Below are 26,966 nucleotides of genomic sequence, written 5' to 3'. Positions count from 1 at the left end.
CAAACGCACTCAAGCTACTGCTCGGCTTGAGGGTGACAATTCGGACGCGGGGTGGAGCAGCTCGGTAGCTCGTCGGGCTCATAACCCGAAGGTCGTCAGTTCAAATCTGGCCCCCGCAACCAACTTTTTAGTCAGCATGCGATTGTGTAAACAATCGAAAGCAGACAAACGCACTCAAGCTACTGCTCGGCTTGAGGGTGACAATTCGGACGCGGGGTGGAGCAGCTCGGTAGCTCGTCGGGCTCATAACCCGAAGGTCGTCAGTTCAAATCTGGCCCCCGCAACCAACTTTCAGATAATTCCCTCCTTGTATTGCCACTCCCCTGTTATTGAACAATCATCCGCAAGCATTTCGCTCTGTGGTGATTACTGCTATTTCTGACGCTTTTTCAAGACCAAAACTGGTCGTATCGGCCATTTGTTGGGTATCATCAGGTATCTCTTCATGGATGAGGCGCGCTCCTGTGATCACACCTTTCAACTATCTTCCTCCCGCTATTGAAAGCCAGGATGCCACGCTGGCCGAGGCCCTTGCCCAGGGGCTACCGTTGCAGTTGTTGCTGATCGCCGAAGAGCAAAAAGAGGCATTATTGACGCTGCCGGTGTTTGCCGGTGTCAAAATCCAGCTTGCCCTTGGGCAAAAGGCACCCTTTTCCCTGATGCACGGCGCCACGCTGTTGCTGGTGGTATTTGTGGCTGGCAGCGTGACGCGAGACCACCGTCTCTACAAACAGGTCAAAAGCTGGATAGCCCCTCTCTCTGGGCTCAACGTGGAGCGGTTCGGGCTGCATCTGGAAGGTTTTTCCCCTTCTGAACGGGTGATGCTGGCCGAATTGCTGTTGTCAGCCTTGCTGGCCGCCAATATTCCGTTGCCGACCAGCAAGCGTCGCAGCGAAAGCAGCTGGAGCTATCAGCAGATCCGGGTCTCACCGGCGGTAGTGCTGGATCTGGCTCGCCTCTACAGCGAAGCGGGGGGCAATGGCTTGGCCCGCCATCTGGCGGTGTTACCGGCTTCCGAGCTGACCGCCGCCAGCTATCGTGAGTTTGTCACTCAGCTGGCGCAGGATGAGGGATGGCAGTGTCACCACTATGATCAGGCCCAGCTGGCCGAGTTGGGGGCGGGGGCTTTTCTGGCTGTCACCCGTGGCTCGGAAGACAATCAGGGGGCCATGGTCAAGCTCAGTTACTACCCGCCCAAACCGGTGCGCCGGATTGCGCTGGTGGGCAAGGGGATCTGCCATGACTCTGGCGGTTATAACCTCAAGGTGGCTGGCAGTATGTATGGCATGCATCTGGACATGGGGGGAAGCGCGGTGGCGCTGGGCACTCTCTATGCCATCAGCCGAGCCCAGCTACCTTACGAGGTGCACTGCTGGCTGGCCATTGCCGAGAACCATATCGGTCCTCATGCCTATCGGCCCGGTGAGGTGGTGACCGCCATCGATGGCACCACCATTGAGGTAGTGGATACCGATGCCGAAGGCCGGATGGTGTTGGCAGACGCATTGGCGATGGCGGTCCAGGATACCCCGGATCTGCTGCTCGATTACGCCACCCTCACCGGTGCCTGCAAGCGGGCACTGGGCAGCCGTTACAGCGGCGTCTTTACCAACCGAATCGAGTGGTTGCCTTCGCTGGTCAAGCTGGGACAGCGCAGTGGCGAGCGGATCTGGCCCTTCCCGCTCGATGATGATTTTGACGACAACATCGAGAGCGAGTGGGCCGATCTGTTGCAGTGTGCGCCGGGCAGCTCGCCGGATCATATCGATGCAGCCCGTTTCCTCGCTCACTTCGTGCCCGAGCAGACCCCCTGGCTGCATTTTGACCTGAGCGGTTTTCGCAACAAGGGGGGCAATGGGGTGGTGTCCAGTGAAGTGACCGGTTTTGGCGTGCGCCTCACGCTGGATCTGCTGGCTGGCCCGCTTGGTAGAGTCGGGCACCATATCTCCGATCTATCTGACTGATAACAAGGACTGCTGTGAAACAACCAAGCTATGACTGGGTGCTGTTCGATTTGGATGAAACCCTGCTCGATTTCCCGGTCGCCGCCGCGCTGACACGTACCCTTCAGCATTACGGTGTGCAAGCCGATGATGCCAGCATGGCGCAGTACCATGCACTCAACCACGGGCTCTGGCAGCAATACAATGATGGGGAGATCGATGCCACTGCATTGCAGCAGACCCGTTTCGCCCTGTTTGCCAAACAGGTCGCTGCCGACCCCATGGCGATGAACAACACCTTTCTGGAACAGATAGTCACGCTGAGCATGCCCCTTGAGGGGGTTATCGAGACCCTGCAACAGCTGCGTCGCAAGGTGCGGATGGGGATCATCACCAATGGTTTCAGCGTTCCTCAGCGGGGTCGACTCGGCAAACTTGGCTGGAGCGAATGGTTTGAGCCGCTGGTGATCTCGGATGAGATCCGGGTGACCAAGCCAGATCCGGCCATTTTCCAGCACACCCTCTCCCTGATGGGGCAGCCTGATCCGGCTCGTGTGCTGATGGTGGGTGACAACCCGAAAACTGATATCGCCGGTGCGGCGGCGCAGGGGCTGGCGACCTGCTGGTACAACCCCGAGCGGCAAGCAGGCGAGTGCGAGGCGACACACGAGATCCATCACTTCGCCCATCTTGCCGACATTGTGTTGGGACGCTGACAGGCACAGGTACCCCATCATGTCACTGGTGGCCAAATCGTCTTGGCAAGTCGTAACAAGGGTTGTTTGAGACAGGGTAGGGTTTGCTTGAGACAGTAAGGGGAGCATCAGCTCCCCTTACTTATTGTTATGTGCATTGTCTTATGGGTGTCGGGATCCGAACTGGTAGCGATCGAGGATCTGCTGATAGTCGGGGCTCTGTTTCAACTGTTCGATGGCCAGGTTGATCTGTTGCAGTTGCGTCTCTGTGGTGCTCTTTTTACTCAGCATCAGGTGAACCGGTGTCAGCTCGATACGCAGCAGAATATGCAGACCATCCTGCAACTCATCCTTATGACGCCACTCCTGCAGGCCGTGGGGATCCAGAATAAATCCCTGGATCCGCCCCCCTTGCAACATCTTCAACAGCTGCTCCAGCCGCAGGCGCATTTGAAGGCGGGACTGCAGCTCGGGCCGTGTCATCAACTGGCGGAAGGTATTGCCGTAATCAAAGCCCTTGAGTACCCCGATATGAAAGTCAGGGGTGTTGATCAGCTGCTCTAAGGTGGTGATCCCGCGCCAGCGTTCGGTATCTTGCCGACGGATGACGATGGCCGTCTCCTCTTCCCTATAGGGGTGGCTGAAGCGGGCATATTGCTGCCGCTCGGTGGTGATATTGGCGGACATCGCCAGTTGAACCGTGCCGAATTTCAGCTCGTGCAGCACGCGAGCCCAGGGCATTTCACTGAATTTGGCCTGATAGTTGGCCCGCTGGAAGATGGCGTTGAGCAGCTCCACATCCAGCCCGCGGATCTGCTGTTGTTCATTGCGATAACTGAAGGGCTGCCAGTTGACCCAGCCGACGACCAATGACTCCTGTGCCGTAGCCTGGCAACACAAACACCATAACAACAAGAGTCTGTACACAACGCATCCCTCGAACCTGCTGATGCTGTTTAGTATCGGACAGGAACGATGTAGTAACCAGTGTTGAGGAGTAACGGTTGAGGGTTGAGCACAGACACAGACTTGCAGCCCTTACAGAGCGTGGGTGTGAAATCAGCCGCTGGTTATGTCAGAGATTTATCTCTTCCCGGTGAGGGCTGGACTGCAGCAAGGAAAGATGAATCAAGGGAATAAAAACAATGCCAGTCAGGGTTAACTGACTGGCATTGGCTTGATGGCTCACTCACTTGCTTGCTAGCAAGATGTGGCTGCAACTGTCATGGATGCAGTGGCATCACACCGGCTCAGGCCGTAGCCAGCCAGTTAAGCCAGGCCTCCATCCCTTCGCCGGTGGTGGCGCTGACCTGGATCACCTGAATATAGGGGTTGACCCGTTTGGCGTTCTCGATGCAGCGGGCCACGTCAAAGCTGACGTAGGGCAGCAGATCAATTTTGTTGATCACCATCAGCTGGGCGGCGGCGAACATGTCCGGGTACTTGAGTGGCTTCTCTTCCCCCTCGGTGACGGAGAGGATCGCCACCTTGTACTTCTCGCCGAGATCGAAGCTGGCGGGGCAGACCAGATTGCCCACGTTCTCGATAAAGAGGATGCCCCCTTCATTGGCAGGCAGCTGGTGGCAGGCGTCGTGGACCATTTTGGCGTCCAGATGGCAGCCCTTGCCGGTGTTGATCTGCACGGCAGGCACGCCGGTGGCACGGATACGATCCGCATCGGCACTGGTCTGCTGATCCCCCTCGATCACCGCACAAGGGCGCTTGTCGGCCAGCTGGCGCAGGGTTTCACACAGCAGGGTGGTCTTGCCTGAACCCGGGCTCGACACCAGATTCAGCACCAGCTGGGCCGCCTCGTCGAAGTGTTCGCGGTTATGGGCCGCCAGCGCATTGTTCTTGGCCAGCACATCCATCTCGATGGCGATCAGCTGACGCTGCCCCATGCCGGGCACCGACAATCCCGCTTCCCCTTTGCCGTAGTGCAGATCACCCTGCTGATGGTCATGGTCATGGTCATGGTCATGGTCATGCCCGTGATCATGAGAGTGGGGATGATCATGGTGGTGCTCATGGGGTTGATCATGGCCCTCGTGGCTCATGGGTGCCCGCACCCCGTGGTAGTGATGATGAACATCACCCTGATGGTGATAGTGGTGGTGAATGATCAGGGTGCGCGGCGAGCTCTGCTCGTGGTCATGGTGATGATGCGCGTCATGGGCATGATGGTGATCGTACTGGTGGCCATGTTCATGGTGGTGCTCATGATCGTGTGCATGGTCGTGATCGTGGGGGTGGGCATGGTCGTGATCATCTTCATGGCCGGCGATCCGCGCCTGGCCGCATCCGCATACGCTACACATATCAACTTACCTCGATGTCGGTGATGCGCAGGCTATCGCCCTGCGCGACTCGTAATTTGTATCCGCCACACTCGGGGCAGGCTTGCCCGCGCTCGGTGAGGGCGACCGTCTGGTTGCAGTCGTAACACCAGGCTTCTGCCGCCTGGTGCTGAAAGTGGAGCTGGGCCCCCTCGACGACTGTGCTCTTGGCGGCGGCCTCGAAACAAAACGCAATGGTGTCCGGGTCAACGCAAGAGAAGCTGCCGACCTCGAGCCAGAGGGCGGTCACCTTGTTAAAGCCCCGCTGGGTGGCCTGTTCAGCCGCCAGATCGATGGCGGCCATGGCCAGAGACATTTCGTGCATGGTGGCTCCTTAACCGATATGGGGAGGAGCAGTGACTCCTCCCCCTAATTGGGAAAACGGCATATGGGGGAACGGCATGGCCGATCAACAGATCCGCGGGAGCAGTTCCCCCTGCGGCAGCTCAAGATACCGGCGGCTGCCCCAGGGGTTATTGAGGATCACCTTGTGGCGATCGCTCGCCTGCACCACGCCGATCTGGCTGGCGGCGGGGTTGAATTGCCGCAAGATGCCCAGCGCGTCCTGTGCCTGTTCGGCAGGCAGGGCCAGCACCATGGTCCCCTCGTTGGCGAGATCATGGGGCTCGAAACCGTAGAGCTCGCACAGGCCGCGCACCGGATCGCACACCGGAATGGCGGACTCCTCCAGCTCGATGGCCACTTGGGAGGCTGTGCTCCACTCATTCAGCACGGCCGCAAGGCCGCCGCGGGTGGCATCGCGCAGGGCGTGAGGGGTGATCCCCGCTTGCAGTAGCGCTTCTACCTGCGGCCAGAGGGTGGTGCAGTCGCTCTTGAGATCAGAGCCCAGTTGCAGGGCGTCTCGGGCCATCAGGATGCAGGCGCCGTGGCTGCCGATATCCCGCGACACCAGAATGGCGTCACCGGCCTTGAGGTTACGCACCGAGATGCCCCGGCTCTGTTCCGGCAGTGGGAAGGTGCCGACCCCGCTGGTGTTGATAAAGATCTTGTCGGCCGCTCCTTTGGGCACCACTTTGGTGTCGCCGCAGACGATGCGGGCACCGCTGTTGGCAAGTTCGGCGGCCATCGACTCGACGATGCGGGCGAGATCGGCGTAGGGGAACCCCTCCTCGATGATAAAGCTGGCGCTCAGATACTCGGGCTTAGCCCCCATCATGGCGAGATCATTGACCGTGCCGGCGATGGCCAGCTTGCCGATATCGCCCCCCTCGAAGAACAGCGGCGAGACGGTAAAGCTGTCGGTGGTGAAGGCGACGGGCCCACTTACTGGCAGCAGGGCGGCATCTTCCCCGCGCAGCAGGATCTCGTTGCCAAAGTGGCGAAAGAAGAGCTGGTTGATCAGCTGGTTCATCTCCACGCCGCCGCCGCCGTGGCTTAACTGGATTTCTCTCATCGGGTCTGGTTCTCCAGAATGTTGCCGAAACAGGCTGGTTCATCTCCACCCATCACCCGACCGCCGTGACTTAACTGAATTTCTCTCATTGGATCCCCATATATCGGTAGTAGGCGTTGCAGGCCCCCTCGGAGCTGACCATGCAGCTGCCCATGGGCTGGGTCGGGGTGCAGCCCCGGCCAAAGACTTTGCACTGGTTGGGCTTGGCCAAGCCGCGCAGGATATCGGCGCACTGGCACGCTTTGTGGTCATCGATGGGGGTCTGGTCCAGTTGGAAGTGGCGCTCCGCATCGCGCTTGGCAAAGGCATCGCGCAGGCGCAGGGCGGAGGCGTTGATATCCCCCAGACCCCGCCAGCGAAAGTGATCGCGGGTCTCGAAAAAGCGCTCGACCAGCCGCTGGGCGGCTTTATTACCGCTGGCAGTCACGGCGCGGGTGTACTGCACCTCCAGCGCGTAGCGACCCTCCACCTTCTGGCGCACCATCATCAGCAGCGCCTCCATCACATCCACTGGCTCGAAGCCGCTCACCACCACCGGCACCTGATAGCGATCAACGATAGGCAGGTAGATATCGGCGCCGGTGATGACGCTGACGTGGGAGGGGCCGATAAAGGCGTTCACCTTGGCGACCCCATCGGCCATCACAGCGTGAATGGCGGGGGGCACCAGCACATGGTTGATATGAAACAGTAGGTTATCGACCCCTTGCTCTTCTGCGGCAGCCAAGAGCGCCGCAGTCATCGGGGTGGATGTCTCGAAACCGATGGCAAAGAAGACCACGGTTTTTTCCGGGTTCTCCTTGGCAATGCGCAGGGCGTCGAGGGGGTCATAAACCGGGCGGATATCGCTCCCCTTGGCCCGCTGTTGGGCCAGCGTGCCCTTGGAGCCCGGCACCCGGATCATGTCCCCCAGGGTGACCAGAATGACGTTGGGTTGGCGGGCCAGCTCGATGGCCTGATCGATGCGCTCTTTGGGCATGATGCAGACCGGGCAGCCGGGACCGTGGACAAACTCGATGCTGGCCGGCAGCAGCTGGTGCAGGCCGTACTTCATGATGGTGTGGGTATGGCCGCCGCACACCTCCATCACCCGCAGCGGTTCGGGCAGATCTTTGGCCAGTTCGGTAATTTGCGCGGCGAGGGCGCGGATGACGTCGGGCTGACGAAAGCCCTGAAACAGGTCGTTCAAGGTCAGCATGGCAAGATATCCTGACCGGGCATCAGGGCCACCATCTGGCGGAAGCTCTCGAGGCTGGCCTGCGCCTCCTCTTCGTCAATCTTGCTCATCACAAAGCCGATATGAAGCAGCACATAGTCGCCAAGGTTGAGGGGCTCTTCGAGCAGCATGCAGCTGACGCGCCGCTGCACCCCCAGGGTATCGACGGTGACGCAGTTATCTTCGGGGTGCAGCTGCACCACCTGAGAGGGGATGGATAGACACATGGATTTCAGGACTCCGACAAGGTGGCACAACCGGTTGTGACAGGCTGATGCGTGGCAATATGGTGGATGGCAAACCAGAGCTGACCGGCGGCGATGCCCCCGTCATTGAGCGGCAGGGTTTCGCTGGTCAATACCTGCCGGCCGGCTGCTTCGAGAGCGGGCACCAGCTGATCCATCAGCACCCGGTTTTGAAAGACGCCGCCCCCGAGCGCCACCGGATAACCGGGGAAGCGCTCGGCCATGGCGATCACCAGAGCGCTGACTGCGCAGATAAAACCGGCGGCCAGGCTGGCGGTGGAGGTGCCTTTGCGCCGCTCGTTGATAAGGGTATTGAGCAACTCGGCCCACTCGATCTGCAGCGGCCCCTCTGCGCTCTGGTGCAGGCCAAAGGCGAGGGGGAAGGGCAATTCATTCGGTGCTAGCTGCAAGGCAGCCGCCTCCAGCAAGAGTCCCGCTTCGCCCTCGTAATCCGGGGTATCGACAAGGCCCAGCAGCGCCGCGACAGCATCGAACAGCCGACCGATGGAGCTGGTGTAAGGGGCGTTGCGACCGAGGCGCCAGAGCTGGTGCAGATTGCTGATCCGCTCAGGTGGCAGCTTGTTGATCAAAGGAATGTCGAGGGCGCTGATCTCCTCAGGACTGTGTGATTCAAATAGCAGCCCCAGCAGCTGGCGCACCGGCTCGCGAATGGCCGCCTCGCCACCGATCAGCTTGAAGGGGCTGAGGTGGACAACCCGCGTGAAGCCCTGAACGTCTGCGATCAGCAGCTCGCCCCCCCAGAGGGTACCGTCATCCCCAAGGCCGGTGCCATCGAAGGCAACGCCCAGCACCGGGCCCGTGATCTCATGCTCGGCCATCACTGCAAGCAGGTGGGCGTGATGGTGCTGCACCTCGAGGTGGGTCGCACCCTGATCGCGGCAATAGCCTTTGGCCCACTGGTGGCTGAGGTAGCCCGGGTGGCAGTCCGAGACCAGCAGCTCGGGCTTGAGATCGTAGAGATCGCGAAAGGTCGCCAGGGTCTGCTCGAAGTGGCCCTGCATCGGCAAACTGTGCAGATCGCCGATATAGGGGCTGTAGATGCGCTGGCGGCCGAAGGCCAGCGCCAGCTGGTTCTTCTGCTGCGCCCCGACCGCCAGCAGCGGCACCTTGACCGCCTGTTTCAGGCTGGGGGTGCAGGGGGCATAGCCCCGGGCCAGCCGTAAAGTCTGGCGTCGTCCGCCCGCCCACTGCACCAGACTGTCGTCGCAGGGGTGCAGGATGGGGCGGTTGTGATCCAGGATGCCGTCAATTTCGCTGCCGAGCTCCCTGACCACCGCCTCGCACTCGATGAGGATCGGGCTGCCGCGACCATTGGCGCTGGTGGCCACCAGCGGCATGGCGCAGGCATCCAGCAGCAGCTGATGGAGCGGGGTATAGGGGAGCATGACCCCAAGGTAGGGGATGCCGGGGGCGATCCCCTCGGCCAGCGGCGCAGTTGTCAGTTGGGATTCTGACGGCCGATCATCGTTTTTGCGTTTGCGCAGCAAGGTGATGGGTCTGGCCTGAGAGGCGAGCAGTTGCCACTCGTCTTCGCTGCCGGTGACATGATGCTTGGCCTCGGCAAGGGAGCCCATCATCACCGCCAGCGGCTTGCGCGCGCGGCGCTTGAGCTGGCGCAGCCGTGCCACGGCGGACTCGCTGCGGGCATCACATATCAGGTGATAACCCCCCATCCCCTTGACCGCAATCAGCGCACCCTCTTGCAGGGTGCGGGCGGCCGCTTGCAGCGCATCCTCGCGCTCGGCCAGCGCATCGCCGTGGCCGGAACGCCAGGTGAGATGGGGCCCGCACTCGGGGCAGCTCACCGGCTGGGCGTGGTAGCGTCTGTCCAGCGGATCTTCATAAGCAGCGGCGCAGCGCGGGCACATGGCAAAGCCAGCCATGGCGGTGTGGGGCCGATCGTAGGGGAGGCGGCGGATGATGGTGTAGCGCGGGCCGCAGTGGGTGCAGTTGGTAAAGGGGTAGTGGTGGTGGCGATCCGTAGGGTTGGCCACATCCGTGGCGCACGCCTCGCACATTCCCTGATCCGGCGAGATGGCGACCGTGGCCGCGCTCTGCTGCTGGCTGGCCTTGATATGAAAGGTGCCGTCGTAGTCGGGATCCGGATCTTGGGGCAGTTCCCGCTCGCTGAAATGATCGATTCGGCTCAGTGGCGGCGCCAATTCCCGCAGTTCGCGGGCAAAGGCGGCCAGCTGCTCGGGGGAACCCTCGGCGCCAATGGTGACGCCGTTGGCATCGTTCAGCACATAGCCGGTAAGACCGTGACGCAGTGCCAGTCCATAGACGAAAGGGCGAAAGCCGACCCCCTGCACTATGCCGTCGATATGAAATTCGCGGCGCAGCCGGTTGGCCACAGGATTGGGAGAGCTAGAGGGTGCGATGGTGGCGCTCATGCCGGCTCCATCTCATCTTGAGTGGCTTGCAGGCGCAGCACCCGACGCTCGTTCTCCTCGCGCCGCACCCAGCCATCCATTTCCATGCGCTGGCAGAACGGAATGGCGTATTTGCGCGACAAGCCGGTGATCTCCTTGAGGGATGCCATGTCGATCAGATCTCCCACCTGCTGGCCCGCCAGCACGGCGACGACCATCTGGTTGTAAAGGACTGCGTCGTAGTAGATGGGGCCATCGAGCTGCACCAGATACTTGAGTCGCGCCAGATTGCGCAGCTGCTTTTGCAACGCGCCTTTTTGTTGCAAGCCCTGCTGCAGGGCGGCGGGCAGCTTGCGGGTGATAAAGGGATCCAGCTCCACGCCGCCGGGGCCCAGTTTACCGGGCTCGTAACCCTCCTTGCCTTGATCTCGCACCACCTTGAGCACCAGCAGGGCCTCTTCTCCCAAATCATCTTCCGACTCGCCGCTGCCCGGCTGCCACTTGTCATGGTGCAGGCGTATCAGCTGCTCGCTTTTGAGCTGCTGGAGCAGGGCCTGAGTGACCGGCAAGGCGATGCCAAAGCGGGTTGCAAGTTCGGCGGCGCTCAGCGGTTCGTTTGCCAAGGTAGCGAGTAGCTGATCGCGGCTCTGGGCCTGCCAGTGGTTGTTCAGCAGCCACTCACCGAGGGGGGTGACCTGCTCTGGCCGCTGGTCAAAGCGGCTGGCCAGCACATAGCCATTGAGCCCCAGCTGCAGGGCGGCGGGGTTGTTGCGCTCCAGCTCATCAGGCAGCTCGCCCAGCAGGGTGTGCAGCGCCTTGCGTCTGGCAGGATGAATGTCGCCGCACCAGACGATGCGGGCGCCGTGCAGCAGCTCGCTGCTGCCGTGGCGAATGATGGCGAGTGGCTGGCCAAAGAAGCAGGGGATGGGCGTCGCAAAGATCAGCCGCGCCAGCCGGGTGTCTTTTATTGGTACAAAGCGCGCCCGGCCGTGCCAGCTGCCGAGGGCCACTTCCACCTCCTGCGTGCGCAGAGCCTTAGCGTTCAGGCTCTCGCCGTTGAGTCGCACGATCAGGTGAGTCGCCGCCTCGCACTGGCCTGCGGCGCTGGTAAGGCAGTGGCCGCGAGCCACCTCCTTGTGGGGCACTTTTTTCAATCCCACCGCCACTCGGCAGACGGCGCCAATTTCGTCGACGCTCTGGTGATAGGCCTGCAGGGAACGGATCTGCACCTCCCGATCGGCGGGGTAGAGGCGCAGCTTGTCCCCCACCTTGAGGCTGCCCTGTTGCAGGGTGCCGGTGAGCACTGTGCCGGTCCCGTTGGCGGTAAAGACCCGGTCTACATACAGTCGCGGGGCACCCTGTTCGCGGGCAGCGTGCGAGGCTGGCAGATCGGCAAGTTGGCCCACGATGGCGGCGTGCAGGGCGGCCATATTGGCGCCGGTTTTGGCGCTGACGCTGACGATATCGGGCACCATGCCGCTCTCGTCCATCACCCGCTCCAGCAGGCTCTCCTCAAGGAACTCCAGCTCGTCGGGGGAGACCAGATCGCACTTGTTGATGCAGACCAGCAGGCGCGGCACCCCCATCGCCTTGAGCAGGCGCAGGTGATCGCCGGTCATCGGCATCCACCCCTCATCGGCGGCAATGACCAGCAGCACCAGATCCAGACTCCAGAGCCCCGCCACCATGTTGCGGATATAGCGCTCGTGGCCGGGCACATCGATGACGCCTATGGTGTTGCCCTGACCGTCGTCAAAGTGGGCAAAGCCGAGATCCTGAGTCATGCCGATGGCCTGCTCATGGGCGCGGGCGGTGGTGATGCCGGTGAGGGCCTTGATCAGCAGGGTCTTGCCGTGATCCACGTGGCCGGCAAGGCCGATAACGGCGCGATAGGGGGTCATGGGATCAGCGCTCCTCTGTTGCATTTGTTGCATTGATCGAGGCAGGTAGCAGCAGCTCGTTAAGCTGGGCGATCAGCAGGCCCATCTCGGTCGGCAGCAGGGTCGCCATATTGAGCAGCACCTTCTGCTGGCGCACGGTGGCAATCACCGGGACGGGGAGTTCGCGCAGGGCATCGAGCAACTGCTGGGCCGGACGCGGGTCGGTGCATTCGAGCGCCGGTGCCGGGTAGAACTCGTCCGGCAGGGTGCCGCCGCCCACCACCAGTTGGGCGGGGACGGGCACAAAGCAGCCGGGCAGGGCGGCTATCAGCTGATCGGCTCTCGCATGCATGGCGGTCGGGTTGCTTAAAGTGCGCTGGGCGATGCCTTCGCCGATGGGGGATTTGTTGAGTTTGTGGATGAGCAGGCGTTCGAGCAGGGAATAGACGATGCGGCTCGGGCGGAAGGTGCGCATCATGGGGTGTTTTTCCAGCCGCTTGATAAGGTCGCTGCGGCCGCTGATGATGCCCGATTGCGGGCCCCCCAGCAGCTTGTCGCCGGAGTAGCAGACCAGATCCGCCCCCGCCTTGATGTACTGGCGCACCGAGGTTTCATCCGGCGCAAACTCTTCGGTGGTCAATCCCGACCCCTGATCCACCGCCAGCACTACGTGCTCGGGCAGGGCGCGGGCCACCTCGCCAATATCGGGGGATTCGGTAAAGCCGCGAATGGCGAAATTGGATTTGTGCACCATCAGTACCAGCGCGGTCTGATCGGTGATGGCATCGAGGTAATCTTTGGCGGTAGTGATATTGGTGGTGCCCACCTCCACCAGTTTGGCGCCGGAGAGCGCCAGAATGTCGGGAATGCGAAAGCCGCCGCCAATCTGGATCTGCTCGCCGCGCGAGACGATCACCTCGCGCCCCTTGGCCACCTCTTGTAGCAGCAAAAAGAGGGAGGCGGCGTTGTTGTTGACCACCAGTGAATCTTCGGCCTGGGTGAGGCAACCGAGCAGGGGAGCGATCAGCCCCTTGCGCCCGCCGCGCTTGCCGGTGGCGAGATCCAGCTCCAGATTGTTGTAGCCGGTGTTGAGGTCGCGCACCTCGTCCCACAGCTCTCTGCTTAGCGGCGAGCGCCCCAGATTGGTATGGACCAGGGTCCCGGTGGCGTTAATCACCCGGGTCTGGCGCTGGCGTAACTGCTGCTGGCAGCGTTTGGCAATCAGCGCCTCGATCTGCTCGGGGGCAACGCCATGCTGGCGAAACGCCTCGCTCTGGCGCAGTTCGCTCAGGGTATCGCGCACCGCCTGGGTCACCAGCGGGCGACTCAGCGCCTCGATAAAACCGGCGAGAAAAGGTTGCTGCAGCAGCTGTTCCACTTGTGGCAGGCGGCGGGTTTGTTGCTGGCTGGGCTGTGAATCTGGCAGTGAATCGTCGGCAGCCAGACCTGATGCGGGCTGGCTGTGAGAGATGGCTGGCGCGTGAGACGGGTTCGGCATGGGATTACCAGGGCAGTGCGTGGGTTTGGGATGCGCACCGGTTTGCCGATAGAGAGGCCGAGCTGACGGGTTATGGCACTGCTGGCGGTTTGCGGATTGCTGCAAACATTTTTCATAAATGAGCGGGTATAAATGAATGCTTCATTGATGCGGATAAATTAATTTTTGGCCAGCGAGATAACCTGTGTTCGGATTATATTGGCAAGCGGCAAGCACCTTTTACTAAGGTATTCTTTCAAACATACTTAACAAGCGATTAAAAATAGCATTCAGGCCGATATAACTCAGCGAGAGAGTATTTGTCCAATATATGAATTTGGCGGAAGAGGCAGGAATCGAACCTGCCAAAGCCTTCTCGGCTCACATCGGTTTTGAAGACCGAGGAGGCCACCAGACCCCATCAACTTCCGTAATGGCCGCCATTTTGTGGCAAATTTCTGTGACTGGCAACGCTTTTTTTGTGATAAAAAAGCGAGAGTTAGCGATTTTTTGAAAAATCCAAAGAACCTTGTTTTATATCAAGTTCCGCACAATTAGCCCGATGTTTTTAATTTAACATCGGGCCGTGATCACATTGCCGGAACCCTTGGTCAATAACGGTCGTTAACAACTCGATAAATAGTTATCGCTCGGCGTTGGTAATATTCCACTGATCCAGTCGTTCTATTAACAAGCTGGTATCTTTGGCGGCATCAAGATGCTGATAAAGATAATCCATCGCCTCACTCACCATCTCGGTCATCGGGAAGGAGAACGCAACGATGGCCGGTTGCACCCCGACAAAAATCACCTCGGGGACAAAGGTCTTGAGCTCGTCGATCAGGAAATTGAGCGGCATATTGTGGGTCGAGAAGATAAACATCTCGGCGATGGTTTCGGGAGGGATCACCTGCAGGGTGCCCGCCTTCTCGCCGATCTCGGCGGCATCCACCAGCACCACCCGCTCCGGTTGCAACTCCCGCACCTTGTAGACCACATTTTCCGGCGCGATGCCGCCGTCGATATGGATCCAGCCGGGCAGGGGGGCGGCCTGCAGCTTGTCGGCGAGATAGGGGCCGGCACCGTCGTCCCCCATCATGGCATTGCCTACGGTTAACACGAGATTGCAGTCCATCAGCGGCTCCTTACCATCAGGTACATATGGGGGTCGTTAAAGAGGGCGGTGAGCTGATCCATAAAAATGTTGGTCCAGCCCAGCTCCTGCTGATCGAGCACGCCTTCGGCTTTGCGCAGCCGGTCGAAGGCGCAGGCCAGCATATGGCAGTGCTCGCGATAGATGGTGATCTCGCCAAAGGTGAGAAACCCCTCCATCTTGCGGCGGGCTTCGCTGCCCGCCTCCAGTTTCGCTACCCAGTCGCGATAGCCCGTTAGCGGGCAGACCAGATCGGCGCTCAGGCAATCGACAATGCCGAGGTGGTGGCCGATGGCGAGGCTGTAGTACATCACCTCTTTGGCCTCTTCCGGCACGTCGAACTGCTCGTCGACGAACTTGCGCGACAGGCGATAGAAGAAAACCTGATCAGCCATGCACTGCCTCTCCTTTGCCTGCCGCCCGATTGAGGCAGGCGTTGGCCAGGTTGTTGACGATTTCCGCCAGGCGCGGGTCGTTATGCTGATCGAGATAGCTCTGGATGCGCAGATCCACATCCTGCTGGGTCGCCCCTTCGAGCAGCGCCATAAACTCGTCGGCGATGATCTGTCCCTGCCGGTAACCGGCCATGCGGCGTGCTTCGCGCTCGATCATCACCCGAATTTCATTGGGGATGCCGGTGTGGCGCAGTTCGACCCGCGCCCCCGGTTGCACCTCGTGGCTGGTGGCGGTTAGTTTCTGCTCAAGCAGACCGAGCGCCACCGCAAAGCCATAGATGGTGGCGGCGGGAGTGGGCGGGCAGCCCGGGATATAGACATCCACCGGCACGATTTTGTCGGTGCCACCCCAGACGCAATAGAGATCGTGGAAGATGCCGCCGTCACAGCCGCAGGCGCCGTAGGCGATGCAGATCTTGGGATCGGGGGCTGCTTCATAGGCGCGCAGGGCAGGCACCCGCATCGCTCGGGTCACCGCGCCGGTAAAGAGCAGAATGTCGGCGTGACGGGGGGAGGCGACCACCTTGATGCCGAAACGCTCGGCATCGAACAGCGGGGTGATGGTGGCGAAGATCTCGATCTCGCAGGCGTTGCAGCCGCCGCAATCGACCCGATAGACATAGGCCGAGCGGCGAATGTCTTTGAGCAGGGTCTTCTTGAGTTTGGTGATCTCGGGATCCTGTGCCAGCGGCACGGCGCGGGTATGGGCATGGCCGACAACCGGTTCTATGCCTTTGATCTTGCTCATCACATCCACTCCTGTTGTGTGGTCATCGGTGTGGCAATCGGTGTGGTCATGGCCGAGTCAGGCTGGCTCAGCATGCTCTGTTTTCGTTTGCAGTCGGGGCAGTGGTGCAGGCGCTCCGGGGTCGCCAGCGGGGTGCCTGCCTGCTTGAGGGTATCCTCCACCAGTGCCACCAGTTTGCTCGGGGCAAAGTAGGTGCCGCACAGGGTGCAGGGGGCCAGCGCGAAGCGGGCCTCCTCATACAAGTCAGCCTTGTTGGTCACCGCCAGCTCGAACTCGGGAGAGAGGGCGATGGCGCGGGTCGGGCAGACCTCTTCGCAGCGGCCGCAGAAGATGCAGCGCGCCATGGAGATCTCCCAGCGTCGCTCGCCGGTCTCCATATCCACTTCCATCACCAGCGCGTTGGCCGGGCAGGCCTTGGTGCAGGCGGCGCAGGCGATGCACTGATCCGCCTGATATTTCGGTTTGCCGCGAAAATCCCGGTTCACCTCGTAAGGGGCGAAGGGGTACTTGGCGGTCGGTGTGCCAGCCTTGAGGATGGTCTTGAACAGCTTGATCATGATGACCCCTTACTTGAGCGGAGAGTTTTTGCGGTCGATACCGTAGCGCTCGATCTCCTTGTAGGAGACCACGGTGGACTTGCCCTTCTTGGGGTCGACCAGGGTGACCCGATCGGTACAGGAGTAGCAGGGATCCAGACTGCCGATGATCAGCGGCGCATCGGCGACGGTATTGCCACGCAGCATGTAGCGCAGGGCGGGCCAGTTGGCGTAGGTGGCGGCGCGGCAGCGCCAGCGGAACAGCTTCTGGTTGTCGCCGGTCATGCTCCAGTGGACGTTTTCGCCACGGGGCGCTTCGGTAAAGCCCAGCGCAAACTTGCCTGGCTGATAGGTGAACCCTTCGGTCAGCAGCGGCCCTTCCGGCAGGTGCTCAAGGCCAAACTCAATCATGTCGAGGGAGTCGTAGAGCTCGTGGATACGTACCAGCACCCGGGATTGCACATCGCAACCCGCCAGGGTCTGGATCTCCATCGGCAGTTCGCGATAGGCGGCAAAGTCGTGGACCCGGCGCACATCGCGCTTGAAGCCGCTGGCCCGCACCATGGGGCCGACGCAGCTGAAATCACGGGCCACTTGCGGGTCGAGGCGGCCTATCCCCACCAGACGGGAGGTGATGTTGGCGGTGTCGAGCAGCATGGCAACGAGGGGTTTGAGCTCATCACGAAGTTCGCGCACCAGTTGGGCGCCCTTGATGCGATCTTCCTTGAAGATATCGCGGCGCACACCGCCAATCAGGTTGAGGCCGTAGGTCTTGCGTGCACCGGTCAGCAGCTCGGCCAGGGTCATGGATTTCTCCCGCACCCGGAAGAACTGCATAAAGCCGGTGTCGAAACCGGTGAAGTGGCTCGACAGGCCGATGTTGAGGATGTGGCTGTGCAGGCGCTCTACTTCCAGCAGCACGGCGCGGATCATCTTGGCCCGCTCGGGCACCTTAATGCCCATGGCGTTCTCCACCGAAGTGGTGTAGGCCACGCTGTGGGTAAAGCCGCAGATGCCGCAGACCCGGTCGGTCAGAAACGCCACTTCGTTGTAGCCCATGCGGGTTTCCGCCAGCTTCTCCATGCCGCGATGGACATAGAAGAGGCGGTAGTCGGCGTCGATGATGTCTTCCCCATCGACGAACAGACGAAAGTGTCCCGGCTCATCCGAGGTGATGTGCAGCGGGCCCACCGGCACGATGCGGTTGGCCTCATTGCCCAACTCGTTGACGAAGGGGTAGGTCTCGGTATCGGTGGTGGGCATCGGGCGCTGGCGATAATCCATGGCGTCCTTGCGCAGGGGGTGGATATCCTCCGGCCAGTCATCCGGCAGCACCAGACGGCGTTCGTCCGGCAGGCCGACGGCGCGCAGGCCGTACATGTCGCGGATCTCCCGCTCGCCCCACACCGCCGCCGGAATGGTCGGGGTGATGGAGGGGTACTCCTGCTCGATGGCGTTGACCAGTACCTTGACGGTGATCCAGCTCTTGGTGTCGCCCTCCATGGAGAAGACGTGGTAGACGGCGAAGTGGCCGTTGAGGCTGCGCTCGTCATTGGCAAACGAGACCGAGAGCCAGCCTCCCTGCTTGTGGAAGATCAGGCTGGTGAGGGCCACCAGATCGGTGGGCTTGACGGTCAGGGTGGCCTGATCGGCGGTCTGCCACTGCTCGTCGATGATGGCGTGGGGCAGTTGCTGTCGCAGTTGCTGGATATAGTCGCAACCGATGCGATCCTGGATGGCGATGGTCATGCAGTTCTCACTTTAAATTCGCAAATGATGAAATCGAAAAAAGCAGCTGTGATGGCACTCATGAGTTATACCCCGACCAGATAGGCGAGCAGCGCCAGCAGTGCCAGCCCCAAGCCATAGCGGGTGAGCTTGTGGGTGCGCACGAACTGGGTGCGGGCCATGGAGTTCTCGATAATGCCCGCAAGTCCAAATGCCACCAGCAGCTTGCAGAGCAGGATCAGGGTTGCCAGCGCCAGCGCGGGCAGGCTCCAGTTCGCCGCCTTGCCGAAAGGCAGGAAGATCACCAAAAAGAGCTGCACCACCACCAGCTGCTTGAGCCCGATGGAGAGCTTGAGCAGGGCCAGGCCCGCACCGGAATACTCGGTCAGCGGCCCCTCCTGCAGCTCCTGCTCGGCTTCGGCGCAGTCAAAGGGCAGCTTGCCCATCTCGACAAACACCGCGAAGGCGCAGGCGGCGCCGGCCAGCAGGGTGGCGATGGGGGCGGCCAGTGGCTGGGTCGCTACATAGCTGCTGATATTGCCCAGATCCGAGCTGCCCACCATCATCGCCATGATGAAGCAGGCGAGTACCAGAATGGGCTCCACCAGAATGCCGAGGGTCAGTTCGCGGCGGGCACCAATCCCGGCAAACATGCTGCCGCTGTCGAGCCCCGAGAGGGAGAAGAAGAAGCGGAAGATGGCGAACAGATAGATATCGGTGATGAGATCCCCGGCGATGGGGAAGGGGGACTCGTGAGTCAGGGTCGGTAGCGCCATCCCCACCAGCAAGAGGGCGGCGATCAGCAACGCAGGCATCAGGTTGAAGATGATGCCGGCAGGCTCGGGGGTCACCTCTTGGCGGCGCAGGAGCTTGGCGATATCCCGGTAATCCTGCAGCAGGCCCGGCCCTTGGCGGGAGTGCATCTTGGCCCGCAGCACCCGGTTGAAACCGGTGGCGAGCGGCGCCAGCGCCAGCATGGCGATGGCCTGGGTCAGGGCGAGGGCAACCATGCCCCAGCTCGGCATTTCAAGAACAGGCATATCAGACTCCTACAGCCATCAGGATAAAGAGCGCCAGCACAATGCCGTGCAGCAACCAGCCGGTCGTTCCGCTGGTATCGCTCACCCCGTGCAGGGCGCTGGCCAGATCGAGCTGCGGCTGCTTGCGATAGAGCGGCGCGCAGAGTTGGCGCAAGGTGTGGGTGACACCGCCGGAGGTAAGGCTCATGCGCTCCTCATAGGCGTAACCACAGGCCCACGGGGTGCCAGCGTGACGACGACCCAGCTTGGGCCCCTTGAAGATGGCCAATACCAGCAACGGGATGAGGAACAGACCCAGCAGGGTGATGGCGATAACGGGTGGTGAGAGGATCGCCTGTGAGCTGTCGAGTGGCAGCAGGGTGGCGCCAGTGGCCACGTTCATTTGGCCGCTTACCAAGGCTTGGCCATAGCTGGCGATATGGGGGGCAATCCAGGGGGCGCCCAGACCCAGCACCAGACAGACCGCAGCCAGTAGCAGGGTGCCTGCCACCATGGCCCCCGGCACTTCGCGGGCGTGGCTCGCGTGTTCGCTGCGCGGGGCGCCGCAGAAGCAGATGCCGTACACCTTGACGAAACACATCACCGCCATTGCGCCGGTCACCGCCAGCATCACTACCGCGAGCGGCGCGACGACAGAGGTGCCGAGTTTGGTCATGGAGAGCAGGGATTGGTAGATAAACCACTCGCTGACAAAGCCGTTCAGGGGCGGCAGCGCCGAGATGGCCATGGCACCGATGAGGAACGCCAGCGCGGTCCAGGGCATCAGCTTGGCAAGACCACCCATCTTGTCCATATCGCGGGTGTGCAGACGGAACATCACCGAGCCGGTGCCCATAAAGAGCAGGCTCTTGAAGATGGCGTGGTTGAGCAGGTGATAAAGCGCGCCGAGCAGCCCCAGCACCACCAGTGCCGGTTGCTGGTTGGCGATGCCGATCATGCCGATCCCCATCCCCATCAGGATGATGCCGATGTTCTCCACCGTGTGGTAGGCGAGCAGCCGCTTGAGATCGTGCTCGGCCAGCGCAAACAGCACCCCGAGCACTGCCGAGCAGGCACCGAAGATCAGCACCATGTAGCCCCACCAGAGCTGGCTGGCACCGAGAAAATCAATGCTGACCCGCAGGATGCCAAACAGCCCGAGCTTCACCATCACCCCGGACATCAGCGCCGATATATGGGAAGGTGCGACGGGCTCGGCCACCGGCAGCCAGCCGTGCAGCGGCACGAAACCGGCGCGCAGGCCAAAGCCGCAGAAGCTGAGCAGGAACACCAGAGAGGCCAAGCCGCCCGCCAGATGGTGCTCACGCAGCGCGGCGAACTCCAGCGAGCCGCTTTCGCGGCAGAGCAGCCAGAAGGCGACCAGCACCAGCGCCATGCCGATATGGTTCATCACCAGATAGAGGCGGCTCTGCTTGGCGGCATCCGGATTTGTCTTGACCAGCCAGTAGGTGGTGAGAGTCACCAGCTCGTAGCAGAGCAAGAAACCGAGCGCGTTGTCGGCCAGCACCATGCCCACCATGGCGAACAGGAAGAGGTTCATCAGCACGCCAATGGCCACATCCCCCTTGCCCTGATATTCGCGAATATAGGCAAAGGAGTAGAGGGAGACGGCGACGCCCACCAAGGTGATCACCAACAGCATCAGGGCAGAGAGCATATCCAGATGAACTGAGCCCAACAGCCAGAGCTGACCGTCGATAGGTGCATCTTGGGCCAGCGCCTTGATGGCGGCAACAAAACCGACGAGCGAGCCCAGCAGGGCAAAGCCGCTATTGAGACGGTTGGCCAGAGCGGGCAGCTTTTGCAGCAGCAGACCGGCGGCAGTGCCCAGCAAAAAGAGCAGGAGCGTGCCCATAACAAGGGGGGACAACATCAGCAGGATCCCTCAGTGGTTGAAGCGTCGGGTGAAACAGGCGCAGTCGTGACGGCCGAGCAAGACGCGGTCGTGCAAGCAGAGGCCGAGAATGCGGGCGCACCTTCTGGGTGAGCATTGGCCGCTTGCAGGCGGCGATCGCGGGCGGCGTTGGCGCAGGCCGTGTCGTTGACGATGCTCAGTGACTGGGAGGGGCAGGCCTCGATACAGGCAGGGCCTTCGGCGCGAAACTCGCAGAGGTCACATTTGACCGCAATGCTGCGCACCCCGGGCTCCCAGCTCAGCAGATCCTCGCCAAAGCAGCGCAGGCCGGCGGAGGTGGAGGGATTGCTGGAGCGGATGGAGCAGGGAATATAGGTGTCGTAGCTGTTGGCCATGGCCACCGGACGGCTGCCACCGCTCTGGATGGTGCCGAACGGGCAGGCCACGGCACAGAGGTTGCAGCCGATGCAGAGCGACTCGTTGAGCTGCACGCAATCGCCGGTCTGGCGGATCGCCTCGACCGGGCACACCTTGATGCAGGGGGCATCGTCACAGTGACGGCACTGAACCGGCATGGTCGCCTGCTCGTGTCGCATAACGGTTAAACGGGGGGCTTGCTGCAAACCTTGCGCCTTGTGAACCGTACTGCAGGCAGCCATACAGGTGCCACAGCCAATACAAAGCTTGGGGTCAGCGATAACGAAGCGGTTCATAGCCTACCTTGTCGTGTCGCGAACGGAGAGAATAGGGGCAGGTTGGCAAAATACGGGCCAGATTGAATATGGGCGGGAAATTGGCTGCAAGGATATGTTTTAAAAGAGATTTAAAATTCGTGTCGTGCCAGTGTGAAGGGGCCGAACGGTGTCGAAATGTGACGTTCGTCACTTGTGACGAAGCCGCCGGGAGGGTTCGTCACTCCGGGAAACGCAGTATGACCAGGGATCAGCGTCCAAAATTGATCAGGACCACGGCGTAGCAACGCACTCGATTGCCCCAGCGAACTGCATAGCGTTCTAGGGGGATGGCCATGTGGGATTTGCCCGTCCCAGTTCCGCCGATCAGCAGTTTATTGCGATTCTGTTCCGAGAAGTCGTCAACAACGACTGGGTATACAACCGGATTTACTCAGACAGAGCCAGGTCATAAAAACAAACGTTTGCATGCCCTCCTGCATTCCTATATCTATCTTTATCAAAAGTTGCTCTCTGTTTCATAATGCACTAGTAGGTAACCCTCGAAAATAATAAGGAAACTCCATGCCAATGTTGACTCGCTTTGTCCCTCGTTTTCGCAGCACCTTCCACTGTATCGGTCCAGCGTGCGAAGAGCATTGCTGCCAGGGATGGTCGATACAGATAGACAAGTCCACCTTTCGACTCTACTGGTTTAGCGATGATGAGCGGATCCGCGCCATGGCCCGTGGATGCCTTCAAAAAACCAAAAGCAGTGATGATGACTGGGGTCGGGTGAAGCTCGATGAACAAGGAGTATGCCCTTTTCTCGACAGCGACAAGTTGTGCACCATTCATCGCCGCCTTGGTGAACAGGCCCTAAGCAACACCTGCAGTACTTACCCACGCAGCACAGTCTCCTTTCTAAATCAGCAAAAAGAGAGTCTCACCCTCTCTTGCCCTGAAGCCTGCCGTCAACTGCTCCTCGATCCTGATGCCATGTTGATTGAATCCCAGCAGCAAGCTACCGCCTCCCTCTTCTTGACAGTGCCGGATGCTGCTTTGCGGCTCAACCAACTCAGTTATCAGATTGCGCTGACACAGGAGCTTTCCCTAGAGATGCGGCTGTGGATGATAGGGATGTTGATCCACCACGACGAGGGTAACTCTTCTTATGAGCAGTTTCTCGATGAGCTGGTTGCTCTGCTGGAGAAAGGGCAACTGCAGGCAATGTATGACACCATTCCCTCGCTGCCTTACGTGCAATGGTGGGCACTGAGAACCCTGACCCATCTACTGCTGCAATCCAACGATACCAACCACAGGGGATGTGCCATGATTGAAGAGTGCTTGGACACCCTCCACAAGCTACTCGACGGTGAATATGACCAAGAGAAGATGGCTTTCTTCCCGCGCCTGTGGCGAGAACAGGTCGCCCCCTTTCTGGCCGCACGTCCCCACTTGTTGGATAACTATTTGCTCTACCAGATCTACAACTTCAACTTTCCCTATCGCAACGAACACTCGATGGAGTCAGCCTATCGCCTGCTGGTCGCAGATCTGTTTTTGCTACGCAGCTACTTTTGTCTGCTGGCGCATCAAGGAGAGTTAACCGAAGAGAAGGTGATCAAACTGGTCTATAGCTATCACGCTCGCCGCCAACATAACATCAGTTTCGAACAGGAGCTGGCCACCGGATTATTCGAGACTGGGTTTAGCTCAGATATCACACTCTATGCGCTGCTGAATCTTTCCTAAACAGTGTGCATGTGGGTGTAGAGACCACATGTTTTAAACCGTAAACTCGATTGGCGAAGCGTAATCGGGTGCAGGAGAACGGGAAAATATCGGCAGCATGCCTCGTGTAGGGGGCAATGAACGAAGTGAATTGCACCGTTTGCAGCCATATGCTCGCCGTGATTTGCTCCCTTCTCCCCCCCATAGCGGGAGAAGGGTTGGGGGTGCGGGGGCGGGTAATTGGCGTTCATGTATAGAATCTTTAGCGGCAACCAATTGAAATAGATATAAAAAAGGCTTCGTTTGTGATCTGATTTTATCGCCAAACAAAATCAACACGCGCGAAGCCTATGACCATTATCAATGCTAATCACTATCTGGAGCAACTCCTGGCTCCCGCTGTGCTCGAGCGCATTGCTTGGCTCTGCCAGTCTTGTCTGCGTCAGCGCGCCATTACCCCTGCCATGCTCGTCCCTGCACTGCTGCGGGCTATGGTGGGCGACCAGGTCAATGACATTGCCGGTTTACACCGTCATTTCAATGCCTTGCAACTGGTGAGCACGCATCAGGTTTTCTATAAACCGTTTCATAATAAGTTGCGCAAAGAGAGCTTTGCCCTGTTTATGAAAGTCCTGGTTGAGCGGGCCATCGCCTTGAGGAGCTACCCTCAACTCAAAGCGGCTTCTCTGGGCGCGTTCAAGCAGGTGTTACTGCACGATGGCACCTCCTTTGTGGTGCATCGGCGCTTGGCGGCTGATTTTCCTGGCCGATTCAAGACCATCAGTCCTGCTGCTATAGAGTGCCATATGACCATGTCTCTGTCGGAGTAGAGCCCGCTGTGCATGAGTGTGTCTGCCGATACCGCAGGGGAGCGGCAATTTCTCCCTGAGGCCCACAAGCTGCCCACTGCCTACTGGCATGGTCAGCATAGGAGGTAATGAGCCTGTATCGCTGCCGTTGGCAGGTGGAGTTGTTATTTAAAGAGTGGAAATCGCACAACCGGCTCAAGGGGTTTGTGACGGGGGAGAAAGCCATCGCTGAGGGATTGGTATGGACGAGTTCGCTGTCGCTGGTGATGTAAAGACGGGTCGCGCAGAGTGTGATGACAGGGAAGCTATAAATGTTGAAAGCGTCAAAGAATAGTACGACATGGTGGTTGCCGCTATTGGAAGCAGTGGCCCATAGGGCGCTGACAGAAATAATGGAAAGACTGGAATGGGCAGCTGATTATTTGGCCAAGAACGCTTGCCGAAACAAGCAGAGAAAATCTATACAGAACAGGACCTTGGAAGGCGTTTTAAAGGGGCTCAACGCTTAAGGTCCTGTACATGTGGCTCTATTACGGCAAAAACGGATTAAGTTCTGTCGGTTAAGTTGCTCGGACGAATACTGTTACTATCTGTAGCAATGCCTCTCAAATTTCACCACGTCCCAATTGTGTACCACTCTCATCAGCGTTAGAGCCATAAACCTTTATAAATCAGACTATTAAAAAAGATATATTGCAAAACGTGGAAGAAGAAGGTTGGCGCGCTGCTCGCGTGTGCTGTTTTGCTCATGTTGCTCGAGAGGGGGTCCAATGACGGCGGCATTATGCGCCTGGGTGGGCGGTGCCATGCACCACAATTGTTCGTATGGTAAACCATAGCGCAGGCAGAACGAAGGGCGAGCCGTGCAGGTGGTGGTTTATTGGGCGGAAAGAGTCGTGTGGTGGAGGGTTATATGGCTGGCACGGGGAGGTAACGGGGTGGAATGGCAGGATGAGCAGCTGTTGGGGTGATACGAATAGAGGCAAATAAAAAATCCGAAACCAACTCAAGTGGTTTCGGATTTTTTCAGATCTGGAGGACCGATCAAAAGATCCCAAGCTGATGGTGATTACGCCCTGGGGCGCTTTTTATATCACCCGGATATCAGCCTTTGAACTTGCTGAACACCAGAGAGGCGTTGGTACCGCCAAAGCCAAAGCTGTTGGACATGATGGTATTGAGCTCGGCCTCTTCGTACTCGCGTACGATGGGCAGACCTTCAGCCTTCTCGTCCAGGGTCTCGATGTTGATACTGGGGGCGATAAAGCCGTGTTCCATCATCAGCAGGGAGTAGACAGCCTCATGCACGCCCGCGGCGCCCAGCGCATGGCCGGTCATCGCCTTGGTAGCGGAGATCTTGGGGCCCTTGGTGCCAAACAGGGTCTGGATAGCTTCCAGCTCTTTGGTATCACCAACCGGAGTGGAGGTGCCGTGGGTGTTGATGTAATCAACAGTGCCAACACCTTGCATCGCCATCTTCATGCAACGCACCGCGCCTTCACCGCTCGGGGCAACCATGTCGTAGCCATCGGAGGTGGCACCGTAACCGGTCAGTTCGGCATAGATGTGAGCACCACGGGCCAGCGCATGTTCCAGCTCTTCAACCACCAGAATGCCACCACCACCGGAGATAACGAAACCGTCGCGGTTCGCATCATAGGTACGGGAGGCTTTTTCCGGGGTGTCGTTGTACTTGGTGGAGAGGGCGCCCATGGCGTCAAACTGGATGGTAGAGGACCAGTCCAGCTCTTCACCGCCGCCAGCGAAGACCACATCCTGTTTGCCAAGCTGGATCAGCTCCATGGCGTGACCGATGCAGTGAGCAGAGGTGGCGCAGGCAGAGCTGATGGAGTAGTTGACACCCTTGATCTGGAACGGGGTCGCCAGGCAGGCAGAGGTGGTGGAAGACATGGTGCGCGGCACCATGTAAGGGCCCACACGCTTGACCCCTTTCTCGCGGGCGATGTCCACAGATTCCGAGGTGTTCTTGCCGGAGGCACCACCTGAACCGACCACCAGGCCGGTACGCTCGTTGGAGACCTGATCTTCCGCCAGACCGGCATCTTCAATGGCCTGCTGCATGGAGAGGTAGGCGTAGGCCGCAGCGTCGCCCATGAAACGCATGACTTTACGGTCGATCAGTTCAGACGGCTCGAGTTTGATGTTACCCCAGACACGGCTGCGCAGGCTGTGCTGCTCGAACTGCTCGGAATAGGTGATGCCGGATTTACCTGCTTTCAGGGAGGCCAGCACTTCTTCCTTGTTGTTGCCGATACTGGAGATGACGCCGATACCGGTGATCACTGCTCTTCTCATTAATTCATCTCGTCTGGAAAAACTGGCACCAAGTCTACCCGCTTTCAGCTGCCAAACTGGTCTGCTTTCACTTAGTAGGTAGAGAAGGTGTGCTTATGGTGAGTGCGAGAGCTTATCACGCTGCCTATCAGGTGTCAGTAACGGGAGAGCTCATCCATCTGTCGTGGCAGAGTGAACGCTTGGTGGTTTCAAGGCGTTGTTGCCCAAATTGATGCAGCTTGAATGGAACTAACTGAGGGCGCGGTGATCTGATCACCACCACCCTCTTCAAGTCTGCATCATGGGCACGTCGCTTCACCCCATCACTAACTGGCCTCAA

General features: G+C 59.7%; 23 protein-coding genes, 3 tRNA genes and 2 pseudogenes. 7 read left to right on the top strand and 21 right to left on the bottom strand.

Annotated features, from left to right (window positions below; translation table 11 throughout):
- Positions 1–45: 45 nt before the first annotated feature.
- Both BN4575_RS19920 and BN4575_RS19915 read left to right on the top strand, forming a co-directional pair.
- Positions 46–122, top strand: a tRNA-Met gene (locus tag BN4575_RS19920).
- Positions 123–210: 88 nt separating this feature from the next.
- Positions 211–287, top strand: a tRNA-Met gene (locus BN4575_RS19915).
- Between the two features lie 50 nt (positions 288–337).
- On the opposite strand, the gene BN4575_RS22145 is transcribed toward BN4575_RS19915, so the two are convergent.
- Positions 338–481: a hypothetical protein gene (locus tag BN4575_RS22145; RefSeq protein WP_157830649.1), complete on the bottom strand. Its 144-nt coding sequence runs from the start codon at positions 479–481 to the stop codon at positions 338–340.
- Here BN4575_RS22145 and BN4575_RS19910 point away from each other — a divergent pair.
- The gene (locus BN4575_RS19910; protein ID WP_068979501.1) at positions 465–1,964 is read left to right on the top strand and encodes a M17 family metallopeptidase; all 1,500 of its coding nucleotides are present in this window, start codon (positions 465–467) and stop codon (positions 1,962–1,964) included. The two genes, BN4575_RS22145 and BN4575_RS19910, sit on opposite strands and share 17 nt — an antisense overlap.
- A 14-nt stretch (positions 1,965–1,978) precedes the next feature.
- Positions 1,979–2,659, top strand: a complete 681-nt coding sequence (yjjG, locus tag BN4575_RS19905; protein ID WP_068979500.1) for a pyrimidine 5'-nucleotidase — start codon at positions 1,979–1,981, stop codon at positions 2,657–2,659.
- 141 nt (positions 2,660–2,800) lie between these two features.
- Here the strand turns inward: yjjG and BN4575_RS19900 are convergent, their stop codons facing one another.
- Together BN4575_RS19900 and hypB are read right to left on the bottom strand one after the other, a co-directional pair.
- Positions 2,801–3,508 (bottom strand): substrate-binding periplasmic protein, encoded by a 708-nt coding sequence (locus BN4575_RS19900; protein ID WP_256029031.1) that lies wholly within the window; start codon positions 3,506–3,508, stop codon positions 2,801–2,803.
- A gap of 380 nt (positions 3,509–3,888) precedes the next feature.
- The gene (hypB, locus tag BN4575_RS19895) at positions 3,889–4,695 is read right to left on the bottom strand and encodes a hydrogenase nickel incorporation protein HypB (RefSeq protein ID WP_218060785.1); all 807 of its coding nucleotides are present in this window, start codon (positions 4,693–4,695) and stop codon (positions 3,889–3,891) included.
- On the opposite strand from hypB, the gene BN4575_RS22320 reads away from it, so the two are divergent.
- Positions 4,576–4,980 carry a hypothetical protein gene (locus tag BN4575_RS22320; protein WP_218060784.1) on the top strand — a complete coding sequence of 135 codons (405 nt, stop codon included), beginning with the start codon at positions 4,576–4,578 and terminating at the stop codon, positions 4,978–4,980. The two genes, hypB and BN4575_RS22320, sit on opposite strands and share 120 nt — an antisense overlap.
- Here the strand turns inward: BN4575_RS22320 and hypA are convergent.
- From hypA to BN4575_RS21435, 17 genes and pseudogenes are all read right to left on the bottom strand, one after another.
- Positions 4,958–5,299, bottom strand: coding sequence for a hydrogenase maturation nickel metallochaperone HypA (hypA, locus tag BN4575_RS19890; protein WP_068979497.1), 342 nt, complete (start codon positions 5,297–5,299; stop codon positions 4,958–4,960). The two genes, BN4575_RS22320 and hypA, sit on opposite strands and share 23 nt — an antisense overlap.
- 84 nt (positions 5,300–5,383) lie before the next feature.
- Complete coding sequence (gene hypE / locus BN4575_RS19885) at positions 5,384–6,388, bottom strand: hydrogenase expression/formation protein HypE (RefSeq protein WP_068979496.1); 1,005 nt, start codon at positions 6,386–6,388, stop codon at positions 5,384–5,386.
- An 85-nt stretch (positions 6,389–6,473) separates the two neighbouring features.
- The gene (hypD, locus tag BN4575_RS19880) at positions 6,474–7,586 is read right to left on the bottom strand and encodes a hydrogenase formation protein HypD (RefSeq protein WP_068979495.1); all 1,113 of its coding nucleotides are present in this window, start codon (positions 7,584–7,586) and stop codon (positions 6,474–6,476) included.
- Positions 7,580–7,831: a HypC/HybG/HupF family hydrogenase formation chaperone gene (locus tag BN4575_RS19875; RefSeq protein WP_059113321.1), complete on the bottom strand. Its 252-nt coding sequence runs from the start codon at positions 7,829–7,831 to the stop codon at positions 7,580–7,582. The genes hypD and BN4575_RS19875 overlap by 7 nt, the downstream gene beginning before the upstream one ends.
- Positions 7,832–7,836: 5 nt before the next feature.
- A complete protein-coding gene (gene hypF / locus BN4575_RS19870) occupies positions 7,837–10,263 on the bottom strand; it encodes a carbamoyltransferase HypF (protein WP_068979494.1) in 2,427 nt (808 codons plus the stop codon).
- Positions 10,260–12,143: a selenocysteine-specific translation elongation factor gene (gene selB / locus BN4575_RS19865; RefSeq protein WP_068979493.1), complete on the bottom strand. Its 1,884-nt coding sequence runs from the start codon at positions 12,141–12,143 to the stop codon at positions 10,260–10,262. The genes hypF and selB overlap by 4 nt, the downstream gene beginning before the upstream one ends.
- Before the next feature lie 4 nt (positions 12,144–12,147).
- The gene (gene selA / locus BN4575_RS19860; RefSeq protein WP_068979492.1) at positions 12,148–13,620 is read right to left on the bottom strand and encodes an L-seryl-tRNA(Sec) selenium transferase; all 1,473 of its coding nucleotides are present in this window, start codon (positions 13,618–13,620) and stop codon (positions 12,148–12,150) included.
- A gap of 317 nt (positions 13,621–13,937) precedes the next feature.
- Positions 13,938–14,029 (bottom strand) — tRNA-Sec (locus BN4575_RS22140).
- Between the two features lie 213 nt (positions 14,030–14,242).
- Positions 14,243–14,734, bottom strand: a complete 492-nt coding sequence (gene hycI / locus BN4575_RS19855; protein WP_068979491.1) for a hydrogenase maturation peptidase HycI — start codon at positions 14,732–14,734, stop codon at positions 14,243–14,245.
- Entirely contained in the window at positions 14,734–15,147 is a 414-nt protein-coding gene (locus BN4575_RS19850; RefSeq protein ID WP_068979490.1) for a formate hydrogenlyase maturation HycH family protein, read from the bottom strand. The genes hycI and BN4575_RS19850 overlap by 1 nt, the downstream gene beginning before the upstream one ends.
- Complete coding sequence (locus BN4575_RS19845) at positions 15,140–15,955, bottom strand: NADH-quinone oxidoreductase subunit B family protein (protein WP_068979489.1); 816 nt, start codon at positions 15,953–15,955, stop codon at positions 15,140–15,142. The genes BN4575_RS19850 and BN4575_RS19845 overlap by 8 nt, the downstream gene beginning before the upstream one ends.
- Entirely contained in the window at positions 15,955–16,512 is a 558-nt protein-coding gene (locus BN4575_RS19840; RefSeq protein WP_068979488.1) for a formate hydrogenlyase complex iron-sulfur subunit, read from the bottom strand. The genes BN4575_RS19845 and BN4575_RS19840 overlap by 1 nt, the downstream gene beginning before the upstream one ends.
- 9 nt (positions 16,513–16,521) lie before the next feature.
- Positions 16,522–18,240, bottom strand: coding sequence for a hydrogenase large subunit (locus tag BN4575_RS19835; RefSeq protein ID WP_068979487.1), 1,719 nt, complete (start codon positions 18,238–18,240; stop codon positions 16,522–16,524).
- A 65-nt stretch (positions 18,241–18,305) separates the two neighbouring features.
- The gene (locus tag BN4575_RS19830) at positions 18,306–19,259 is read right to left on the bottom strand and encodes a respiratory chain complex I subunit 1 family protein (RefSeq protein ID WP_068979486.1); all 954 of its coding nucleotides are present in this window, start codon (positions 19,257–19,259) and stop codon (positions 18,306–18,308) included.
- Between the two features lies 1 nt (position 19,260).
- Positions 19,261–21,132: a hydrogenase 4 subunit B gene (hyfB, locus tag BN4575_RS19825; protein WP_068979485.1), complete on the bottom strand. Its 1,872-nt coding sequence runs from the start codon at positions 21,130–21,132 to the stop codon at positions 19,261–19,263.
- Positions 21,132–21,827 carry a 4Fe-4S dicluster domain-containing protein gene (locus tag BN4575_RS19820; RefSeq protein ID WP_068979484.1) on the bottom strand — a complete coding sequence of 232 codons (696 nt, stop codon included), beginning with the start codon at positions 21,825–21,827 and terminating at the stop codon, positions 21,132–21,134. The genes hyfB and BN4575_RS19820 overlap by 1 nt, the downstream gene beginning before the upstream one ends.
- Before the next feature lie 229 nt (positions 21,828–22,056).
- Positions 22,057–22,194: pseudogene (locus BN4575_RS21435) on the bottom strand (ATP-binding protein); the annotation flags it as partial.
- Between the two features lie 176 nt (positions 22,195–22,370).
- Between BN4575_RS21435 and fliB the strand changes: the two are divergent.
- Positions 22,371–23,543 carry a flagellin lysine-N-methylase gene (gene fliB / locus BN4575_RS19815; protein WP_068979483.1) on the top strand — a complete coding sequence of 391 codons (1,173 nt, stop codon included), beginning with the start codon at positions 22,371–22,373 and terminating at the stop codon, positions 23,541–23,543.
- Between the two features lie 329 nt (positions 23,544–23,872).
- Positions 23,873–24,840: pseudogene (locus BN4575_RS19810) on the top strand (IS4 family transposase).
- A 595-nt stretch (positions 24,841–25,435) separates the two neighbouring features.
- On the opposite strand, the gene fabB reads toward BN4575_RS19810, so the two are convergent.
- A complete protein-coding gene (fabB, locus tag BN4575_RS19805; protein WP_042021771.1) occupies positions 25,436–26,647 on the bottom strand; it encodes a beta-ketoacyl-ACP synthase I in 1,212 nt (403 codons plus the stop codon).
- Positions 26,648–26,966 lie beyond the last annotated feature (319 nt).

Source organism: Aeromonas sp. EERV15, assembly GCF_900079845.1.
In the GTDB taxonomy this organism is placed as follows: domain Bacteria; phylum Pseudomonadota; class Gammaproteobacteria; order Enterobacterales; family Aeromonadaceae; genus Aeromonas; species Aeromonas sobria.
The sequence above is the reverse complement of the archived record's forward strand: the minus strand, read 5'-3'. Positions and strand labels throughout refer to the sequence as shown.